Raw genomic sequence first — 18324 nt, forward strand, 5'->3', positions numbered from 1 at the left:
GTCACTCCCAGCGGAAGAACCGCGCGGCGGCGGCGAGTCCCAGCACCGCCCAGCCGGCCAGCAGCCCCACCTCGCCCCACGGCATGCCGCCGCCGTCCTGGAGGACGCCCCGCAGCCCGTCCGACAGGGCTGCGACGGGCAGCACTTCGAGCACCGCGCGGGCGCCGTCGGGGAACTTCTCCAGCGGCACGATCACGCCGCCCGCCACCAGCAGCAGGACGAAGACGAGGTTCGCCGCGGCGAGCGTCGCCTCCGCGCGCAGCGTGCCGGCCATCAGCAGCCCCAGGCCGGAGAACGCTGCTGTGCCCAGCGCGACGAGCAGCACCACGGCGAGCGCGCCGCCGGCACCGCCGCGCGGCGACCAGCCGAGCGCCAGCGCGATGGCGGTCAGGAGCACGAGCTGCAGCACGATCGTGGCCAGCACCGCCGCCGCCTTCGCCGCCATCAGCCCGGCGCGCGGCAGCGGCGAGGCGCCGAGCCGCTTCAGCACGCCGTAGCGGCGGTCGAAGCCGGTGCCGATGGCCTGGCCGGTGAAGGCGGTGGCCAGGACGGCGAGCGCGATGGCGCCGGGGGCGAGGAAGTCGACGCGCTGGCCGGGTCCCGTGTCGACGACGTCGACCGTGCTGAAGAGCAGCAGGAGCACGGCCGGGATGATCATGGTGAGGAGCACCTGCTCGCCGTTGCGCAGGAGCAGCCGCGTCTCCAGCCCCGCCTGCGCGGCGACCATGCGGCGCAGCGGCGCCGCCCCGGGACGGGGCGCGTAGACGCCGGTCCCCGCCTGCCGAGCACTCATGCGCGCAGATCCTTCCCCGTCAGCTCCAAGAAGACGTCCTCCAGCGTGCGCCGCTCCACCGTCATCTGCTCCGGCAGCACCCCGTTCTGCGCGCACCAGGTCGTGACCGTGGCCAGCAGCTCCGGATTGATCTCACCGGTTATCCGGTACGAGCCGGGGACCAGTTCCAGCGCCGCGGTCTCCGCCGGCAGCGCCTTCAGCAGCGAGCCGAGGTCGAGCCCCGCCCGGCCGGTGAAGCGCATGGTGTTCTCCGCGCCGCCGCGGCACAGCTCGTCGGGAGCGCCCTCGACCAGCAGCCGGCCGCCGTCGATGATCGCGACCTTGTCGGAGAGCTGTTCCGCCTCGTCCATGTGGTGGGTGGTGAGGACCACGGACACCCCGTCGGCGCGCAGCTCGCGGATCAGCTCCCAGGTGGCGCGGCGGGCCTGCGGGTCGAGGCCCGCCGTCGGCTCGTCGAGGAAGACCAGCTCGGGGCGGCCGACGACGGCCATGGCGAGCGCGAGGCGCTGCTGCTGGCCGCCGGAGAGCCGGCGGTAGGGCGTGCGGCCGCAGGAGCCGAGGCCCAGCCGCTCGATCAACGCGACGACGTCGAGGGGGTGGGCGTGCAGCCGGGCGACGTGCCGCAGCATCTCCTCGGCGCGGGCGGCGGGGTAGACGCCGCCGGACTGCAGCATCACGCCGACCCGGGGGCGCAGCTCGGCGGCGTCCGCGAGGGGGTCGCGGCCGAGGACGCGGACGGTGCCGGCGTCCGGTCGGCGGTAGCCCTCGCAGATCTCCACGGTGGTCGTCTTGCCCGCGCCGTTGGGGCCGAGGACGGCGGTGACGTCGGCGCGGGCGGCGGTCAGGTCGAGCCCGGCGACGGCGGTCTTCCCGCCGTACCGCTTGACGAGGCCGGACACCGCGACGGCCGCGTCGGTGGAGGGCTGTTGCATGAGTGCGAGTCTAAAGAGCCCGCGGGCCCGGCCGTCGCCGCCCCGGGAGGGTTCACGCCAGGGGCGGGCGGATCCCGTACAGAACTTAGGTAACCCTAAGTGACGCATTCCACCGCACGGTGATCGAGACCCGGCTTGTCGCGCCCCGGCGAATTAAGCAACAATGGCGTTGTGAAAAACGTGGACCCGGGTGGGAGCACGGCGAAGGAGCAGGCGGCCGGGCCGGCCGCCGGCGCCGTCGTGCCCGGTGACGGGACGCGCAACCGCGTGGCCCGCTCCATCCTCGACCACGGCCCGTCGACCGCCGCCGACCTGGCCCACCGGCTCGAACTCACCCCCGCCGCCGTCCGGCGGCACCTTGACGTGCTCGTCGCCGAGGGCATCGTGGAACCCCGTGACCAGCGGGTCTACGGGACCCGCGGCCGCGGCCGGCCGGCCAAGGTCTTCGCCTTGACCGACTGCGGCCGCGACGCCTTCGACCACGCGTACGACCAGCTCGCCGCCGACGCACTGCGCTGGATCGCCCAGAGCGCGGGCGGCGGCGTGCGGGGCGAGGCGGCCGTCGCCGCCTTCGCCCGCGACCGGGTCGCCGAGCAGGCCGAGCGGTACGCCGCGGAGCTGGCCGGCATGCCGCCCGAGAGCCGGGTCGAGGCCCTCGCCCGGCTGCTCTCCGAGGACGGGTACGCTGCCACCGCGCGCAGCGCGCCCGGAGCCCCCGGCGAGCAGCTCTGTCAGCACCACTGCCCGGTGGCGCACACCGCCGAGCAATACCCGCAGCTCTGCGAGGCGGAGACCGAGGTCTTCTCCCGCTTGCTCGGCACCCATGTGCAGCGTCTGGCCACCATCGCCCACGGCGACGGGGTGTGTACGACGTTCGTCCCCGAAATCCGCGAGCCCCACGCTCGCAGGCAGCCACCGACATCCGGGAGGAACCCCGCATGACTGCGCCCATCGAGACCGCTCCGGAGCATCCCGAGCTCGAAGGACTGGGACGCTACGAGTACGGCTGGGCCGACTCCGACGCGGCCGGCGCCGCCGCGAAGCGCGGCCTGTCCGAGGACGTCGTCCGGGACATCTCCAGCAAGAAGTCCGAGCCCGACTGGATGCTGAAGACCCGGCTGAAGGGCCTGCGGCTGTTCGGCAAGAAGCCCATGCCCACCTGGGGCTCCGACCTCTCCGGCATCGACTTCGACAACATCAAGTACTTCGTCCGGTCCACCGAGAAGCAGGCCCAGTCCTGGGAGGACCTGCCGGAGGACATCAAGAACACCTACGACAAGCTCGGCATCCCCGAGGCGGAGAAGCAGCGCCTGGTCGCCGGCGTCGCCGCGCAGTACGAGTCGGAGGTCGTCTACCACCAGATCCGTGAGGACCTGGAGGAGCAGGGCGTCGTCTTCCTGGACACCGACACCGCGCTCAAGGAGCACCCGGAGCTGTTCAAGGAGTACTACGGCACGGTCATCCCGCCCGGTGACAACAAGTTCGCCTCCCTCAACACCGCGGTCTGGTCCGGCGGCTCGTTCATCTACGTCCCCAAGGGCGTGCACGTCGAGATCCCGCTGCAGGCGTACTTCCGGATCAACACCGAGAACATGGGCCAGTTCGAGCGGACGCTGATCATCGTCGACGAGGGCGCGTACGTGCACTACGTCGAGGGCTGCACCGCGCCGATCTACCAGTCGGACTCGCTGCACTCGGCGGTCGTCGAGATCATCGTGAAGAAGAACGCCCGCTGCCGGTACACCACGATCCAGAACTGGTCGAACAACGTGTACAACCTGGTCACCAAGCGCGCGGTGGCCTACGAGGGCGCGACCATGGAGTGGGTCGACGGCAACATCGGCTCCAAGGTCACCATGAAGTACCCGGCGATCTACCTGATGGGCGAGCACGCCAAGGGCGAGACGCTGTCCGTCGCCTTCGCCGGCGAGGGCCAGCACCAGGACGCCGGCGCCAAGATGGTGCACATGGCGCCGAACACGTCGTCCAACATCGTCTCCAAGTCGGTGGCGCGGGGCGGTGGGCGGACCTCGTACCGCGGCCTGATCGAGATCGGCGAGGGCGCGGAGAACTCGAAGTCCAACGTCCTCTGCGACGCGCTCCTGGTCGACACGATCTCCCGCTCTGACACCTACCCGTACGTCGACGTCCGCGAGGACGACGTGACGATGGGCCACGAGGCGACCGTCTCCAAGGTCAGCGACGACCAGCTCTTCTACCTGATGCAGCGCGGCCTGTCCGAGGACGAGGCGATGGCGATGATCGTCCGCGGCTTCGTCGAGCCGATCGCCAAGGAGCTGCCGATGGAGTACGCGCTGGAGCTCAACCGGCTGATCGAGCTGCAGATGGAGGGCGCGGTCGGCTAGCCGGCCGCCGTACGCCCGCACAGGCCGGAACAGCCTCCGAGACGATTCCCGAGAAAGCGAGTACGAGAACAGTCATGGCCGACGCCCAGAAGATCCCGGCCGGCTCCACCGCCGCCGGAAGCATCGCGGTGGCCGCCGAGTCCACCGTGGCCACCAGGATGAGCGCCCCGCCGTCCTTCGACGTGGCCGACTTCCCGGTCCCGCACGGCCGGGAGGAGGAGTGGCGCTTCACCCCGCTGGAGCGGACCCGCGGCCTGCACGACGGCAGCGCCACCGCCACCGGCGAGCCCAAGACGGCCATCACCGCGCCCGACGGCGTCACCGTCGAGACCGTCGGCCGCGACGACGCCCGGCTGGGCCGGGCCGGCACCCCGGTGGACCGGATCGCCGCCCAGGCGTACTCCTCGTTCGAGAAGGCCACGGTCGTGACCGTGCCGAAGGACACGCAGCTCACCGAGCCGATCCGGGTCTCGGTGCACGGGGAACACCGGAACGGAGAGGCAGTCGTCTCGTACGGGCACCAGCTCATCGAGCTGGGCGCCTTCGCCGAGGCCGTCGTCGTCATCGACCACACCGGCGACGCGGTGCTCGCCGAGAACACCGAGTACGTGCTCGGCGACGGCGCCAAGCTCACCGTCGTCTCCGTGCAGGACTGGGCCGACGGGGCCGTGCACGTCGCGCAGCAGTCCGCGCTCATCGGCCGGGACGCCAGCTTCAAGTCCGTGATCGTCACCTTCGGCGGCGACCTGGTCCGGCTGCACCCCCGGGCGCACTACGCGGGCCCGGGCGCCGAGGCCGAGCTGTACGGGCTGTACTTCACCGACGCGGGACAGCACCAGGAGCACCGCCTGTTCGTCGACCACGACGCCCCGCACTGCCGGAGCAATGTGGCGTACAAGGGCGCGCTCCAGGGTGCCGACGCGCACGCCGTGTGGATCGGCGACGTGCTGATCCGCAAGCGCGCCGAGGGCACCGACACGTACGAGCTCAACCGCAACCTGGTGCTCACCGACGGTGCCCGCGTCGACTCGGTGCCCAACCTGGAGATCGAGACCGGCGAGATCGTCGGCGCGGGCCACGCGTCGGCCACCGGCCGCTTCGAGGACGAGCAGCTCTTCTACCTGATGGCCCGCGGCATCCCGGCCGACGAGGCCCGCAGGCTTGTCGTCCGCGGCTTCTTCGCCGAGCTGGTGCAGCAGATCGGCATCGAGGACGTCGAGCAGCGCCTGATCGAGAAGATCGAGGCCGAGCTGGAGGCGTCCGTGGCATGACCGACACGACCAACGCGACGTACGTACGCGCCTGTGCGCTGAGCGAGCTGGAGGAGGACCTCCCCAAGCGGGTGGACCTCGCCGGCACGCCGGTGTCGGTCGTGCTCACCGGGGACGAGGTGTTCGCGATCTACGACATCTGCTCGCATGCGAACGTCTCGCTCTCCGAAGGCGAGGTGGAGGACTGCCAGATCGAGTGCTGGCTGCACGGCTCCACCTTCGACCTGCGTACCGGCAAGCCCTCCGGGCTGCCCGCGACGCGCCCCGTCCCCGTGTACCCCGTCAAGATCGAAGGGGACGACGTGCTCGTCTCCGTCACCCAGGAGTCCTGAAGGCACCATGGCAACGCTTGAAATCCGCGACCTGCACGTCTCCGTCGAGGCCGACAACGCCACGAAGGAGATCCTCAAAGGCGTCGACCTGACCGTGAAGCAGGGCGAGACTCACGCCATCATGGGCCCCAACGGCTCCGGCAAGTCCACCCTGGCGTACTCCGTCGCCGGCCACCCCAAGTACCAGATCACCTCCGGGACCGTCACCATCGACGGCGAGGACGTGCTGGAGATGAGCGTCGACGAGCGCGCCCGCGCCGGCCTCTTCCTCGCCATGCAGTACCCGGTCGAGGTCCCCGGCGTCACCGTCTCCAACTTCCTGCGCACCTCCGCCACCGCCATCCGCGGCGAGGCACCCAAGCTCCGCACCTGGGTCAAGGAGGTCAAGGAGGCGATGGAGCGGCTGAACATCGATCCCGCCTTCGCCGAGCGCAACGTCAACGAGGGCTTCTCCGGCGGTGAGAAGAAGCGCCACGAGATCCTCCAGCTCGAACTCCTCAAGCCGAAGATCGCGATTCTCGACGAGACCGACTCGGGCCTGGACGTCGACGCGCTGCGCATCGTCTCCGAGGGCGTCAACCGGATCCGCGAGAGCGGCGAGGTCGGCACCCTCCTGATCACCCACTACACCCGCATCCTGCGCTACATCAAGCCCGACCACGTGCACGTCTTCGCGGGCGGCCGGATCGCCGAGTCCGGCGGCCCGGAGCTGGCGGACAAGCTGGAGGAAGAGGGCTACGCAGCGTATGCCAAGGGCGGCCCCGTGAGCGGAGCGAACAATCAGGGGGAGGTAGCGTGACCCCACTGCCGGGCCTCCTCGACACCGAGGCGATCCGCAAGGACTTCCCGATCCTGGACCGCACGGTCCACGACGGGAAGAAGGTCGTGTACCTGGACAACGCGGCGACCTCGCAGAAGCCGCGCCAGGTGCTCGACGCGTTGAACGCGTACTACGAGCGGCACAACGCCAACGTGCACCGCGGTGTACACGTCCTCGCCGAGGAGGCCACGGCGCTGTACGAGGGCGCGCGTGACAAGGTCGCCGCCTTCGTCAACGCGCCCAGCAGGGACGAGGTGGTCTTCACCAAGAACGCCTCCGAGTCGCTGAACCTCGTGGCCAACATGCTGGGCTTCGCCGACGAGCCGTACCGCGTGGACCGCGACACGGAGATCGTCATCACGGAGATGGAGCACCACTCCAACATCGTCCCGTGGCAGCTGCTCGCGCAGCGCACGGGTGCGAAGCTGAAGTGGTTCGGCCTCACCGACGACGGCCGCCTCGACCTGAGCGACCTGGACGAGGTCATCACGGAGAAGACGAAGGTCGTCTCCTTCGTGCTGGTCTCCAACATCCTCGGCACGCACAACCCCGTCGAGGCCATCGTCCGGCGCGCCCAGGAGGTCGGCGCGCTGGTCGTCGTCGACGCCTCCCAGGCCGCGCCGCACATGCCGCTGGACGTGCAGGCGCTCCAGGCCGACTTCGTCGCCTTCACCGGGCACAAGATGGCCGGGCCCACCGGCATCGGGGTGCTCTGGGGCCGCAAGGGGCTGCTGGACGACCTGCCGCCGTTCCTCGGCGGCGGCGAGATGATCGAGACCGTCTCGATGCACTCCTCGACGTACGCCCCGGCGCCGCACAAGTTCGAGGCCGGCACGCCGCCGATCGCCCAGGCCGTCGGCCTCGGCGCCGCGGTGGACTACCTCGGCGGCATCGGCATGGAGCAGATCGAGGCGCACGAGCGCGCCATCACCGAGTACGCGCTCGGGCGGCTCCAGGAGGTCCCCGACCTGCGGATCATCGGCCCGACGTCGGCCGAGGACCGCGGCGCCGCGATCTCCTTCACGCTCGGCGACATCCACCCCCACGACGTCGGCCAGGTGCTCGACGAGCAGGGCATCGCGGTCCGGGTCGGCCACCACTGCGCGCGGCCGGTCTGCCTGCGGTACGGAATTCCTGCGACCACGCGGGCGTCGTTCTATCTGTACTCCACCCCGGGCGAGGTCGACGCGCTGATCGACGGCCTGGAGTACGTCCGGAACTTCTTCGGCTGAAGGGCGTGGGAACAGCGTGAAGCTCGATTCGATGTACCAGGACGTCATCCTGGACCACTACAAGCACCCGCACGGGCGGGGCTTGCGGGACGGCGACGCCGAGGTGCACCACGTGAACCCGACCTGCGGCGACGAGATCACGCTGCGCGTGAAGCTCGACGGACGGACCATCGAGGACGTCTCGTACGAGGGCCAGGGCTGCTCCATCAGCCAGGCCAGCGCTTCCGTGCTCAACGAGCTGCTGGTCGGCAAGGAGCTGGGCGAGGCGCAGCGGATCCAGGAGCGGTTCCTGGAGCTGATGCAGTCGCGTGGGAGGATCGAGCCGGACGACGCCATGGAGGAGGTGCTGGAGGACGCGGTCGCGTTCGCCGGCGTCTCGAAGTACCCGGCGCGCGTGAAGTGCGCCCTGCTGTCCTGGATGGCGTGGAAAGACGCCACGGCCCAGGCGCTGAAGGAGGCCGCAGCATGACCGAAACCAGCACGACGGACACGGGCACGGCGGACGCCGGCACCTCCGCCGCCGGCACCACGCCGGCCGGGGAGGACGAGATCCGCGAGGCGCTGTACGACGTCGTCGACCCCGAGCTGGGCATCGACGTCGTCAACCTCGGCCTCATCTACGGCATCCACGTGGACGAGGGCAACATCGCCACCCTGGACATGACGCTGACCTCGGCGGCCTGTCCGCTGACCGACGTGATCGAGGACCAGGCGAAGGCCGCCACCGAGGGCATCGTCAACGACCTGAAGATCAACTGGGTCTGGATGCCCCCGTGGGGTCCCGACAAGATCACCGACGAGGGCCGCGAGCAACTGCGCGCGCTCGGGTTCAACGTCTGACATCCGCGCCAGGCCCGTCCCGGTCCACCCGGGGCGGGCTTGCGCGTGAGAACGCGTTCGGCCTCATCGGGCAAGAAGAGGTGACAGGGCTCCGCCACCACCTCTTCGATCGGGGAACCGCCCAGTGACCGACCCACCGCACGACTTCGCGGAGAAGACCGCGCAACCCCCCGGCGACGTCTCGCCACTTGTCGACGGAGACGCCGCCGTGATCGAGGAGTCGCTGGACCGGCCCGAGGCGTTCGCCGAGTTGTACGACCGGTACGCCCCCGCGATACACCGCTACGCCACCCGCCGGCTCGGCGCCGGCGCGGCCGACGACATCACCGCCGACACCTTCCTGGCCGCCTTCCGCGCCCGCGGACGCTTCGACCCCGCCCGCGCCAGCGCCCGGCCCTGGCTCTACGGCATCGCCGCCAACCTCATCGGCAGGCACCGCCGTGCCGAGGTACGGGGGCTGCGCGCCCTGGCCCGTACCGGCCTCGACCCCGTGGCGCACTCCTGGGTGGACGAGGCCGACGACCGGCTCATCGCCCAGGCCGCGCACGCGCCGCTCGCGGGCGCGCTCGCCGGTCTCGCGGCCGGCGACCGGCACGTGCTGCTGCTGGTGGCCTGGGCCGACCTCAGCTACGCGGAGGTCGCCGAGGCGCTGGAGATACCCATCGGCACCGTGCGCTCCCGGCTGAGCCGGGCCCGGCGCAAAGTGCGCGCGGTCCTTGGGACCGATCCCCACTCCACGTACGACACACCCGAGGCGGCAACCCATGGATGAGATGACGAAGCTGCGCGAGTGGCGCGAGGACGCGCCGACTCCCGACCGCGCCCGGCTTGCCCCCGGTCGCCGCCGGCTGCTCGACGCCGCCGGCGCGCGCAAGCGCCGGCGGCTGCCGGTGCTGGGCGACTGGCGTGTGGTGGCGGGCGCGGTGGCCGCGGGCGTCACGGCGGTGGCGCTGCTGTCGACGAACCTGGGCGGCGGCACGGGCGGCGAGGGCACCCCGGCGGCGGACGGCGGCGCGCACGTGACGACGGCGTCGCCGGGCCCGGCCGGCAGGGCGTCGGAGCTGCTGCAGGAGGCCGCGGTCGTGGTGGCGGCGGACCCGGTGCCGGAGCCGGAGGCGGGGGACTGGGTGTACGTGCGGACGGTCGCGGAGAACGACGGCGTCCTGCACGCGGACTCTCCGGCCTCGGGCGAGCAGTGGTACAAGTACGCCGATCCCGAGTTCGAGGACTGGAACGAGGGCGACGACCACTCGCCGCGGGAGCGCTTCGAGTACCTTGCCGCACTGCCCGAGGACACCGACGAGGTGCTGCAGAAGGCCCGCTGGTTCTACCCCGAGAGCGGCGGTCGGCCCGACAGCGACGACCCCGGCGCCGGGCGCAGCGACGAGGAGCTGGCCGCCTGGAACTTCGGGGCGCTGCGTGTGCTGCTGGCCTCGGCGCCGATGCACCCCGTCGGACAGTCCCGCGTCTACGAGGCGATGGCCACCATCCCGGGGCTGCGGGTCGCGGAGGGCACCGTGGAGGACGCGGCCGGCCGGCGGGCGCTCGCGTTCTCCGTCGGCCCCGATCCGGGGGGCATGCCCGTCCGCGACGAGGTGCTGATCGACCCCACGACATACACCTACCTGGGCACCCGCTCCGTCGCCACCGGCGACATGGCCTCGTTGGGCCCGGCGGACGAGAAGGAGTGGAAGAAGGGCGACACCGTGACCAGCACGGCGGTCCTCACCACCGCGCTGGTGGACGGGGACGGCGTACGGCCCTGAGGGCCGCCCGGCGGCGTACGGAGCGGGGTGCACGGCACACCCGGCGGACCGGACTCGCGTGGGCGACACGGCAACGGCGGGCGGTCCGGCTGTGCCGGGCCGCCCCGCCGGGGGCTGCTCCGCCGGCCGCCGCGCAGCGCCTGGTCGTGTCGCCATGCGGACCGGTTCGCCTCCCGCGCCGGGCGGCGGTTAGCGTTCGGGTATGACCGACGCAGCGACCACCACCACCCTCCCCACCGGCGCCGCGGCCACCGGCCTGGCCACCGTCACCCCCGACGGCACCGTCCTCGACACCTGGTTCCCCGCCCCCGCGCTCGCCGACGACCCCGGCCCGGCGGGCACCGAGCGGCTGACCGCCGAGCGCGCGGCCGAGCTGCTCGGGGAGCACGCGCGGGCGGCGCTCGGCCCTGACCCGCTACGCGGGGTGGAGGTCGTCGCGGTGCGCACGGTGATCTCCTCGCTCCAGGAGAAGCCGGCCGACGCCCACGACGTGTACCTGCGGCTGCACCTGCTCAGCCACCGGCTGGTCCGCCCGCACGGGCAGAACCTCGACGGCGTCTTCGGCCTGCTGGCGAACGTCGCCTGGACCTCCCACGGCCCCGTGCCCGCCGACCGGATCGAGGAGGTGCGGCTCGCGGTGCGCGCCGCCGGGCAGCACCTCCAGGTGAGCCACCTCGACAAGTTCCCGCGCATGGTCGACTACGTGCTGCCCTCCGGCGTGCGCATCGGCGACGCCGACCGCGTCCGCCTCGGCGCGCACCTCGCCGCCGGGACCACCGTCATGCACGAGGGGTTCGTCAACTTCAACGCCGGCACCCTCGGCACGTCCATGGTCGAGGGCCGGATCTCCGCGGGCGTCGTCGTCGGCGACGGCTCGGACGTCGGCGGCGGCGCCTCGATCATGGGGACGCTCTCCGGCGGCGGCAAGGACGTCATCTCCCTCGGCGAGCGCTGCCTGCTCGGCGCCCAGGCGGGCATCGGCATCTCCCTCGGCGACGACTGCATCGTCGAGGCCGGTCTCTACGTCACCGCGGGTACGAAGGTCGGGCTGCCGGACGGCACCGTGGTCAAGGCCCGAGAGCTGTCCGGCGCGAGCAACCTGCTGTTCCTGCGCAACTCCACCACCGGCGCGGTCGAGGCCCGCCAGCGCCTGGGCTCGTGGGGAGGGCTCAACGCCGCGCTGCACGCCAACGACTGACGCCGGGCGCCCGGTTCGTCGCCCGGGTAGCCGCTCCCTCGCGCCCCGCGGCCGGGCCGCCACGCGTGCCCGCGACCCCATAGGGTTGCGGGCATGCGTGACTTCACCACCGGATTCGGCTACGTCGGCAAGGGCCTGCGCTGGGTCGCGGGCCACGGGCGGTCGTGGGCCCTCGGCCTCGTCCCGGCGCTCATCGCGCTCGTGCTCTACGCCGCCGCGCTCGCCGCCCTCGCGTACTGGGCCGACGACATCGCCGTGTGGGCCACGCCCTTCGCCGACGGCTGGGACTCGCCCTGGCAGGGCCTGCTGCGCGGGCTGTTCATGGCGCTGCTGCTGCTCGGCGGCATCGGCTTCGCGCTGCTCACGTTCACGGCCGTCGCGCTGCTGATCGGCGACCCGTTCTACGAGGCGCTGTCGGGGCGCGTCGAGGAGGACGCGGGCTTCTGCCCGCCCAGCCCGGACGAGCCGCTGCTGCCGGGGCTGTGGCGGTCGCTGAAGGAGAGCGTCCATGTGCTCTCGCGGGCGCTGATGTTCACCGTGCCGCTCTTCTTCCTCGGCTTCGTCCCGTTCCTCGGGCAGACGGTCGTGCCCGCGCTCGGCTTCGCCGTCGCCGGCTTCTTCCTCACCGTCGAGCTGACGTCGTTCGCCCTGCAGCGCCGGGGGATAGACGTGCGCGGGCGGCTGGCGCTGCTGCGCCGGCGCAAGATGCTCGCGCTCGGCTTCGGTGTGCCGATCGTGCTCCTCTTCCTGGTGCCGCTGGCCGCGGTGGTGGTGATGCCCGGGGCGGTGGCGGGCGCGACGCTGCTCGCCCGCCACCTGGTCGGCGACGACGTGCGGGACCGCGGCCCGGCACCGGCTCCCGGACCGCCGCCCGTCAGGGCCTGAGCCGGACCACCGAGGGGTCGTGGTCGCCGGCCTGGTCGGCGTACCCGGCGTTGAGGTGCACGATGTCGTACTCCGCCCCGGCCGCCAGCGCCGGGGCTGCTCAGGATGTGGTCGAGCACCTGTGAGTTGCCGTTGATGACTTGGCATGCTCATCGGGTGGAAACCCGATGATTCTGGCCTTCCCTGCCGATGCCCGTGCCGCAGCGGCACGGGCTTCGGCAGGGAATCCGTGGCTTCCTGCTTCGCTGCGCTGTGCCGGAACCGAAGCCCCGGTCTTACCCGCGCTCCACAGGCTGTGACCACCATGTCCGGCGGCCTTCTTGACGTTGATCGCGGAATTGATGTCCCGGTCATGCACGATTGCGCAGCCGGGACATGTCCAAGTGCGCACGTGGAGTGGCTTGGGCCCGTCTATCCGGCCGCAGACGTGGCAGGTCTGTGAGGTGGGCAAGAATCGGCCAATCGTGACCAGCCGGCGCCCGTACCGGGCGGCCTTGTACTCCAACATGGTCACGAACCGAGCCCAGCCCGCGTCATGCACACTCTTGGCCAGCCTGGAACGCGCGAGTCCATTGACCGCCAGGTTCTCCACACCGATCGCTTGGTTCTCGCGGATCAGCCTTGTCGACAACTGGTGGTGAAACTCTTTGCGTGCGTCGGCGACGGCCGCGTGGGCGCGTGCGACCTTGATTCGGGCCTTCTCCCGATTCTTCGATCCCTTCTCCTTGCGGGTCAAAGTCCGCTGGGTCTTCTTGAGTCTCTTCTCCGCCCGGCGCAGGAACCGTGGGTTATCGATCTTCTCGCCGGCGGACAGGATGGCGAAATGAGTGAGGCCGAGATCGATGCACGAACGGCGTCGTTGCATACGACGCGGGCGCACCCGAACGCCTTGGCCAGCGCCGTGCGCTGAGGGTGATTCGGGTACAACCTGAAGGTGTACCGAAGGTGCATGCGGTGATCGTACGAACATGTCCCGCATCCCCGCCACGGAACACCTGTTCAGGGCGTCACTAGTCCCGTAGATGCAGCTCGGTCGCGCCAGAAACGGCCTTCCGCTCCACGCCACCGTCTCAGCTCGGTGACGGACTGCAGCCCGGCGTCCTTGCCGCCCGGGTAGTACTCGGCGACGGAGCCGGAGACCTCGACCTCATCCCCGGGCGTGACCTCGGGGGAGCCGGTGAAGACGAAGAGGCCCTCGCCGGTGGCGGGGTCCGTGTCGGGCCGGGGGTCCTGGAGCCAGAAGCCGCAGGCGGAGCCGAAGGCGCGGACGGCGGTGACGACGCCGGGCACGCCGGTGACCTGCTCGCCGGCGAGCGGGGATATCCGGGTGTCGCCCTGGATGTCGCGGATGCGTATCTGCCCGTCGGCCGCCCCGGCGCCCGCGGCCCCCGCGGCGGCGACGGCGTAGGGGACGGGACGGGCGCGTGGCATGGTGTCCTCCGGGACAGGGGCAGGACGGGGAGAAGGGGACCTGCGTCTACGCGCGTCAATCTCGTGCGCCCGCACGGGCGTCGTCAAGGAACGCGAAGTGAACACCGGCCGCGCGGCCCGCCGGAACGGCGTCGTCGGCCGCGCCGCCCCGCGGGGGCTACCCTTGGGCAGCGTCCGATTGATCCCCAGTCTTCGGAGTTGTCGATGACCGCAGACCGCACCGTCCTGCCGCCCGTCCGGCTGCCCGCCGAGGCGGAGCTGGCCCGGGAGGCGCTGGCTTCGCCGCTCTTCGCGCGGGCCGTCCGGCTGGCCCGCTGGGCCGGTCCCGGGCTGCGGGTCGGCGCCGGCGGCGAGCTGCCCGACGCCGAGGTGCGCGAGGCCGCGGCGGAGCTGGGCCTGGAGGAGAGCGCGGACGAGGAGGGCGAGGCGCGGGCGGTCGCCGGCGAGGCGTGGCGGATCGCCGTGGACGTCGGCCTCGTCGACGTCACGGCGCCCGAGGAGGGCGACGGGGAACTGGGCACCGCGGCCCCGAGCGCCGACCTGCGGCTGGTCACCGGCGGCGCGCCCGCCGACGTACTGGAGCTGTGGGCCGCCGCCTGCGAGTGCGTGCTGTCCGACGCCGCGCTGCCGGACATGAGCGCGCTGGTGGAGCAGGTCACCGCGGGCGAGGAGCTGGACCTGGACCGGCTCGACTGGGATCCGGAGGCCGACGCGGACTTCCTCGACGGCGCGCTCGGCAACCTCTACCTGCTCACCGCCATGGAGGGCCCCGGCGCCGACGGCGCCGTCCCGCTGCCGGCGCTGGCCGCCTCGCTCGTCGTCCCCGACGACATGGACGAGCCGACCGAGGCAGTGCTCGCGGAGGTCTCCGAGGCGGTGCTGCGGCTCGACGAGCAGTTCCGGATGCTGGAGCCGGTCGGCGTCGTGGCGTACCGCCCGGTGGCCGAGGAGATCCTCCTCGAAGCCGCCGGCAGCGCACCCGCGGCGGACGAGTCCGCGGACGGCGCCGAGGACGAGGACGTGTCCCGCTACGGCGTCGTGCGCCTCACCCCCCTCGGGCTGTACGCGCTGCGCCGGCGGATGCTCGCCGAGGGCCTGGTCGCCCCGCTCGTGGGCGAGTTGGCGAGCGAGGACGCCTACGTCCTCCTCGACGCCCTGCCCCGGCTGCCCGACGCGGTGGCCCAGACGGAGGCCGAAGCCTGGCTGGAGGACCGCAAGCCCGCCGAGGCGGCCGCCGAGCTCCTCGACGCCGCCCGCGGCACCGACGAGCGCGCCCCGGCCCGCCGGCTGGCCTGCCAGCAGGCGCTGGCCGTCGCGGGCGGCGAGGCCGAGCCGGCGGTACGCGACGTGCTCCACGACCGCGAACTCGGCGGTCTGGCGCGGGTCTGGCTCACCGAGCGCGGCGTCCCCGCCGTGCCGCAGCCCTCGGAGGACATGGTCTTCTGGCTCGCCGTCGACACGGTCGCCGCCCAGTTGGGCGGGCTGCGGGACGACACCCCCGAGCTGCGCGAGCTGGTGGAGCACCTGGTGGGTATGCACCGCGGCTTCTTCGCCGCCGCCTGGCGCGTGGATCACCCGGCCACCCCTGAGGTGCTGGAGGCGATGGGCCGGCTGCACCCGGACCGCCAGGTCGCCAAGGACGCCCGCAAGGCGGCCTTCAAGGCCCGTTCCCGGCCCACGGCGTAGTACCGCGCCGCCCGGCACGTATCCGAGAGGGCCCGGCCCGTACGCGGCCGGGCGCTCTCGTGCGCTCCCAACTGGGCTTTGTCCTAGCCCGGGATGAAGTTGGCTCCGGTTCCTGCCAAAGGTCTTTTCGGCAGGGACGAAAGCGGTTACGGTCCTGACGGCGGCGCGCGCCTGTCCGCACACCAGTCGCATGTCCGCACACCAGTCACGCCACACATGTCAGGTATGTCGCGAACGATGCCCCGTACCCGTCACCCACGGGAGGACGCAACGTGCACAAGACCCGACCCAGACTCCGCACCGCCCTGGCGGCCTTCGCGGGCGCCCTGCTCCTCGGCAGCGGCCTCGCCCCCGGCATGGCGGCCACCGGTGCCGCGCACGAGCCGCCGGCGGCGGCCCAGGACGGTCCCGCCGCACCCGACCTCCAACAGGTCACCCTCGCCAAGGGCGTGGACCAGGTCGGCGAGCCGATGGCGCTCGCCGTGCTCCCCGACGGCGCCGTGCTGCACACCTCGCGCGACGGCACCCTCTGGCACACCGGCGCCGCGGGCGGCACCCGCGTCGCCGCCCAGCTCCCCGTCTACCCGCACGACGAGGACGGCCTCCAGGGCGTCGGCGTGGACCCGGACTTCGAGACCAACCGCGCCGTCTACCTCTACTACGCGCCCGTGACGGACACCCCGCACGGCATCGCGCCCAGCGACGGCACGCCCGCCGAGTTCGAGGCGTACGAGGGCGTCAACCGCCTCTCGCGCTTCACTCTCAACCAGGACGGCACCCTCGACCTGGGCAGCGAGCAGACCGTGCTGGAAGTCGGCACCGACCGAGGCCGGTGCTGCCACAACGGGGGCGACATCGCCTTCGACAGCGAGGGCAACCTGCTGCTGTCCACCGGCGACGACACCGACCCCTTCTCCTCCGACGGCTACACGCCGATCGACGAGCGCGAGACCCGCAACCCGTCCTTCGACGGACAGCGCTCCGCGGGCAACACCGACGACCTGCGCGGCAAGATCCTGCGCATCAAGGTCGACCCCGCCGACGGCTCGTACACCGTCCCTGACGGCAACCTCTTCGCGCCCGGCACCGAGAAGACCAGGCCCGAGATCTACGCCATGGGCTTCCGCAACCCGTTCCGGATGAGCGTCGACAAGGCGACCGACACCGTCTACGTCGGCGACTACGGCCCCGACTCCGGCGCCGCCGACCCGGCCCGCGGGCCCGGCGGCCAGGTCGAGTTCAACCGGATCACCGAGGCCGGCAACTTCGGCTGGCCGTACTGCCACGGCGCCAACGACGCCTACATCGACTACGACTTCGCCACCGGCGCCTCCGGCGAGGCGTTCGACTGCGCCGCGCCCCGCAACGAGTCGCCGCGCAACACCGGCCTCACCGAGCTGCCCCCGGCCCAGTCCGCCTGGATCGCCTACGACGGCAACTCCGTCCCGGAGTTCGGCAGCGGCTCGGAGTCCCCGATGGCCGGCCCGGTCTTCCGCCACGACCCGGACCTCGGCTCCCGGCTCCAGCTCCCCGAGCGCTACGACGAGCTGTTCTTCGCCGGCGAGCACGGCCGCGAGTGGATCAAGACCATCGGCGTGGGCGCGGACGGCGGCGTCGGCGCCATCGAGGACTTCTCCTCCGGCAGCAAGATCATGGACATGGAGTTCGGGCCGGACGGCGCGCTGTACTTCCTCGACTACGGCACCGGCTTCTTCAACGGCGACCAGAACTCCGCCCTGTACCGGATCCAGAACGCCGCCCAGGGCTTCGCCCCCGAGCCCGTCGCCTCCTCCGGCGCGACCACCGGGCACGCCCCGCTGAAGGTCGCGTTCTCCTCGGCCGGCACCGCCGACCGGGACAGCGAGCAGCTCCGCTACCGCTGGGACTTCGGTGACGGCAAGACCTCCGACAAGCGGAACCCGCAGCACATCTACAGCAGGGACGGCCAGTACTCCGCCGTCCTCACCGTCACCGACCCCGACGGCAACACCGGCACCTCCGCCGTCCGCGTCGTGGTGGGCAACACCCCGCCCGAGGTCGAGCTGAAGCTGCCCGCCGACGGCACGGTCTTCGAGTACGGCGACGACATCCCGTTCGAGGTGGCCGTCACCGATGCCGAGGACGGCGAGATCGACTGCTCCCGGGTGCGCGTCGACTACGCGCTCGGCCACGACACCCACGGCCACCCGATGACCTTCGAGGAGGGCTGCACCGGCACCATCGAGACCTTCGAGGAGGACCGGCACGACGACAACGCCAACCTCTTCGGCCTCATCCGCGCCCGCTACACCGACGGCGGCGGCGCCACCGCGGGCGTGCCCGCGCTGAACTCCAGCGCCGAGCACAAGCTCCAGCCCGCGCACCGCCAGGCCGAGCACTTCGACACCGCCGACGGCGCCACGGCCGGCGCCGCGAGCGGCGCCGAGGGCGGCCGGGCCGTCACCGGCGGGGGCGGCGAGTGGATCGCCTTCGAGCCGTACGTGCTCGACGGCATCACGCGCCTGTCCGCCCGCGTCGACGCTGCGGGCAGCGCCGACGGCGCCGTGGAACTGCGCGCGGGCGCGCCCGACGGGCCGGTGCTCGCCACCGCCCCGGTGGGCGGCGAGAGCGGCTGGCACGAGGCGGGCGCCGCCGTGAAGGACCCGCCCGCCGGGACGACGTCGCTCTATCTGGTGCTCACCGGAGGGGAGTTCACGCTGGACAGCTTCCACCTCGGCAGCGGCTGACGCCGCACGCCGCCAACGCACCGCCGCCGGCGCCCCGAGGGGAGCG

The 18324-nt window shown here is 72.2% G+C and carries 18 protein-coding genes and 1 pseudogene; 14 read left to right on the forward strand and 5 right to left on the reverse strand.

Features of this window, described 5'->3' with window-relative positions:
• Window position 1 precedes the first annotated feature (1 nt).
• Together FB457_RS15585 and FB457_RS15590 are read right to left on the reverse strand one after the other, a co-directional pair.
• Entirely contained in the window at window positions 2–793 is a 792-nt protein-coding gene (locus FB457_RS15585) for an ABC transporter permease (RefSeq protein WP_047015115.1), read from the reverse strand.
• Entirely contained in the window at window positions 790–1725 is a 936-nt protein-coding gene (locus FB457_RS15590) for an ABC transporter ATP-binding protein (RefSeq protein WP_047015114.1), read from the reverse strand. Before FB457_RS15590 ends, FB457_RS15585 begins: the two co-directional genes overlap by 4 nt.
• A gap of 180 nt (window positions 1726–1905) precedes the next feature.
• On the opposite strand from FB457_RS15590, the gene FB457_RS15595 reads away from it, so the two are divergent.
• From FB457_RS15595 to FB457_RS15650, 12 genes are all read left to right on the forward strand, one after another.
• Window positions 1906–2667, forward strand: a complete 762-nt coding sequence (locus tag FB457_RS15595; RefSeq protein WP_047015113.1) for a helix-turn-helix transcriptional regulator — start codon at window positions 1906–1908, stop codon at window positions 2665–2667.
• On the forward strand, window positions 2664–4091 hold the full coding sequence (sufB, locus tag FB457_RS15600; RefSeq protein WP_047015112.1) for a Fe-S cluster assembly protein SufB: 1428 nt from the start codon (window positions 2664–2666) through the stop codon (window positions 4089–4091). The genes FB457_RS15595 and sufB overlap by 4 nt, the downstream gene beginning before the upstream one ends.
• Before the next feature lie 74 nt (window positions 4092–4165).
• Window positions 4166–5362, forward strand: coding sequence for a Fe-S cluster assembly protein SufD (gene sufD / locus FB457_RS15605; protein WP_047015111.1), 1197 nt, complete (start codon window positions 4166–4168; stop codon window positions 5360–5362).
• Window positions 5359–5694, forward strand: coding sequence for a non-heme iron oxygenase ferredoxin subunit (locus FB457_RS15610; RefSeq protein ID WP_047015110.1), 336 nt, complete (start codon window positions 5359–5361; stop codon window positions 5692–5694). The genes sufD and FB457_RS15610 overlap by 4 nt, the downstream gene beginning before the upstream one ends.
• Before the next feature lie 7 nt (window positions 5695–5701).
• Window positions 5702–6493: a Fe-S cluster assembly ATPase SufC gene (gene sufC / locus FB457_RS15615; protein ID WP_047015109.1), complete on the forward strand. Its 792-nt coding sequence runs from the start codon at window positions 5702–5704 to the stop codon at window positions 6491–6493.
• Window positions 6490–7746 (forward strand): cysteine desulfurase, encoded by a 1257-nt coding sequence (locus tag FB457_RS15620; RefSeq protein ID WP_047015108.1) that lies wholly within the window; start codon window positions 6490–6492, stop codon window positions 7744–7746. The genes sufC and FB457_RS15620 overlap by 4 nt, the downstream gene beginning before the upstream one ends.
• A 16-nt stretch (window positions 7747–7762) precedes the next feature.
• Window positions 7763–8215: a Fe-S cluster assembly sulfur transfer protein SufU gene (gene sufU, locus FB457_RS15625; protein WP_047015107.1), complete on the forward strand. Its 453-nt coding sequence runs from the start codon at window positions 7763–7765 to the stop codon at window positions 8213–8215.
• Window positions 8212–8586: a metal-sulfur cluster assembly factor gene (locus tag FB457_RS15630; RefSeq protein WP_047015106.1), complete on the forward strand. Its 375-nt coding sequence runs from the start codon at window positions 8212–8214 to the stop codon at window positions 8584–8586. The genes sufU and FB457_RS15630 overlap by 4 nt, the downstream gene beginning before the upstream one ends.
• Window positions 8587–8794: 208 nt before the next feature.
• On the forward strand, window positions 8795–9358 hold the full coding sequence (locus tag FB457_RS15635; RefSeq protein WP_047019804.1) for an RNA polymerase sigma factor: 564 nt from the start codon (window positions 8795–8797) through the stop codon (window positions 9356–9358).
• A complete protein-coding gene (locus tag FB457_RS15640) occupies window positions 9351–10352 on the forward strand; it encodes a CU044_5270 family protein (protein ID WP_253911169.1) in 1002 nt (333 codons plus the stop codon). The genes FB457_RS15635 and FB457_RS15640 overlap by 8 nt, the downstream gene beginning before the upstream one ends.
• Window positions 10353–10554: 202 nt before the next feature.
• Window positions 10555–11550 (forward strand): 2,3,4,5-tetrahydropyridine-2,6-dicarboxylate N-succinyltransferase, encoded by a 996-nt coding sequence (gene dapD, locus FB457_RS15645; protein ID WP_047015104.1) that lies wholly within the window; start codon window positions 10555–10557, stop codon window positions 11548–11550.
• 93 nt (window positions 11551–11643) lie between these two features.
• Window positions 11644–12435 carry an EI24 domain-containing protein gene (locus FB457_RS15650; protein ID WP_047015103.1) on the forward strand — a complete coding sequence of 264 codons (792 nt, stop codon included), beginning with the start codon at window positions 11644–11646 and terminating at the stop codon, window positions 12433–12435.
• 100 nt (window positions 12436–12535) lie between these two features.
• Here FB457_RS15650 and FB457_RS15655 read toward each other — a convergent pair whose 3' ends face one another.
• The 3 genes and pseudogenes from FB457_RS15655 to FB457_RS15665 all read right to left on the reverse strand — a co-directional run.
• The gene (locus tag FB457_RS15655; protein ID WP_486589041.1) at window positions 12536–13252 is read right to left on the reverse strand and encodes an RNA-guided endonuclease TnpB family protein; all 717 of its coding nucleotides are present in this window, start codon (window positions 13250–13252) and stop codon (window positions 12536–12538) included.
• Complete coding sequence (locus FB457_RS36160) at window positions 13168–13386, reverse strand: helix-turn-helix domain-containing protein (protein WP_078898616.1); 219 nt, start codon at window positions 13384–13386, stop codon at window positions 13168–13170. Before FB457_RS36160 ends, FB457_RS15655 begins: the two co-directional genes overlap by 85 nt.
• Before the next feature lie 120 nt (window positions 13387–13506).
• A pseudogene (locus tag FB457_RS15665) lies at window positions 13507–13866 on the reverse strand (endonuclease/exonuclease/phosphatase); the annotation flags it as partial.
• A gap of 204 nt (window positions 13867–14070) precedes the next feature.
• Between FB457_RS15665 and FB457_RS15670 the strand changes: the two are divergent.
• Entirely contained in the window at window positions 14071–15552 is a 1482-nt protein-coding gene (locus FB457_RS15670; RefSeq protein WP_047015101.1) for a hypothetical protein, read from the forward strand.
• A gap of 356 nt (window positions 15553–15908) precedes the next feature.
• Entirely contained in the window at window positions 15909–18278 is a 2370-nt protein-coding gene (locus tag FB457_RS15675) for a PQQ-dependent sugar dehydrogenase (RefSeq protein ID WP_052770611.1), read from the forward strand.
• The last annotated feature ends 46 nt before the right edge of the window (window positions 18279–18324 follow it).

This window comes from Streptomyces sp. CNZ287, assembly GCF_007827615.1.

Excerpts from the sequence above, each read along its gene's own strand:
- FB457_RS15585 (WP_047015115.1), bottom strand. The coding sequence starts at position 793 with ATGAGTGCTCGGCAGGCGGGGACCGGCGTCTACGCGCCCCGTCCCGGG.
- FB457_RS15590 (WP_047015114.1), bottom strand. The coding sequence starts at position 1,725 with ATGCAACAGCCCTCCACCGACGCGGCCGTCGCGGTGTCCGGCCTCGTC.
- sufB (WP_047015112.1), top strand. The coding sequence starts at position 2,664 with ATGACTGCGCCCATCGAGACCGCTCCGGAGCATCCCGAGCTCGAAGGA.
- sufD (WP_047015111.1), top strand. The coding sequence starts at position 4,166 with ATGGCCGACGCCCAGAAGATCCCGGCCGGCTCCACCGCCGCCGGAAGC.
- FB457_RS15610 (WP_047015110.1), top strand. The coding sequence starts at position 5,359 with ATGACCGACACGACCAACGCGACGTACGTACGCGCCTGTGCGCTGAGC.
- sufC (WP_047015109.1), top strand. The coding sequence starts at position 5,702 with ATGGCAACGCTTGAAATCCGCGACCTGCACGTCTCCGTCGAGGCCGAC.
- FB457_RS15630 (WP_047015106.1), top strand. The coding sequence starts at position 8,212 with ATGACCGAAACCAGCACGACGGACACGGGCACGGCGGACGCCGGCACC.
- FB457_RS15640 (WP_253911169.1), top strand. The coding sequence starts at position 9,351 with ATGGATGAGATGACGAAGCTGCGCGAGTGGCGCGAGGACGCGCCGACT.
- dapD (WP_047015104.1), top strand. The coding sequence starts at position 10,555 with ATGACCGACGCAGCGACCACCACCACCCTCCCCACCGGCGCCGCGGCC.
- FB457_RS15650 (WP_047015103.1), top strand. The coding sequence starts at position 11,644 with ATGCGTGACTTCACCACCGGATTCGGCTACGTCGGCAAGGGCCTGCGC.
- FB457_RS36160 (WP_078898616.1), bottom strand. The coding sequence starts at position 13,386 with ATGCACCTTCGGTACACCTTCAGGTTGTACCCGAATCACCCTCAGCGC.
- FB457_RS15670 (WP_047015101.1), top strand. The coding sequence starts at position 14,071 with ATGACCGCAGACCGCACCGTCCTGCCGCCCGTCCGGCTGCCCGCCGAG.
- FB457_RS15675 (WP_052770611.1), top strand. The coding sequence starts at position 15,909 with ATGGCGGCCACCGGTGCCGCGCACGAGCCGCCGGCGGCGGCCCAGGAC.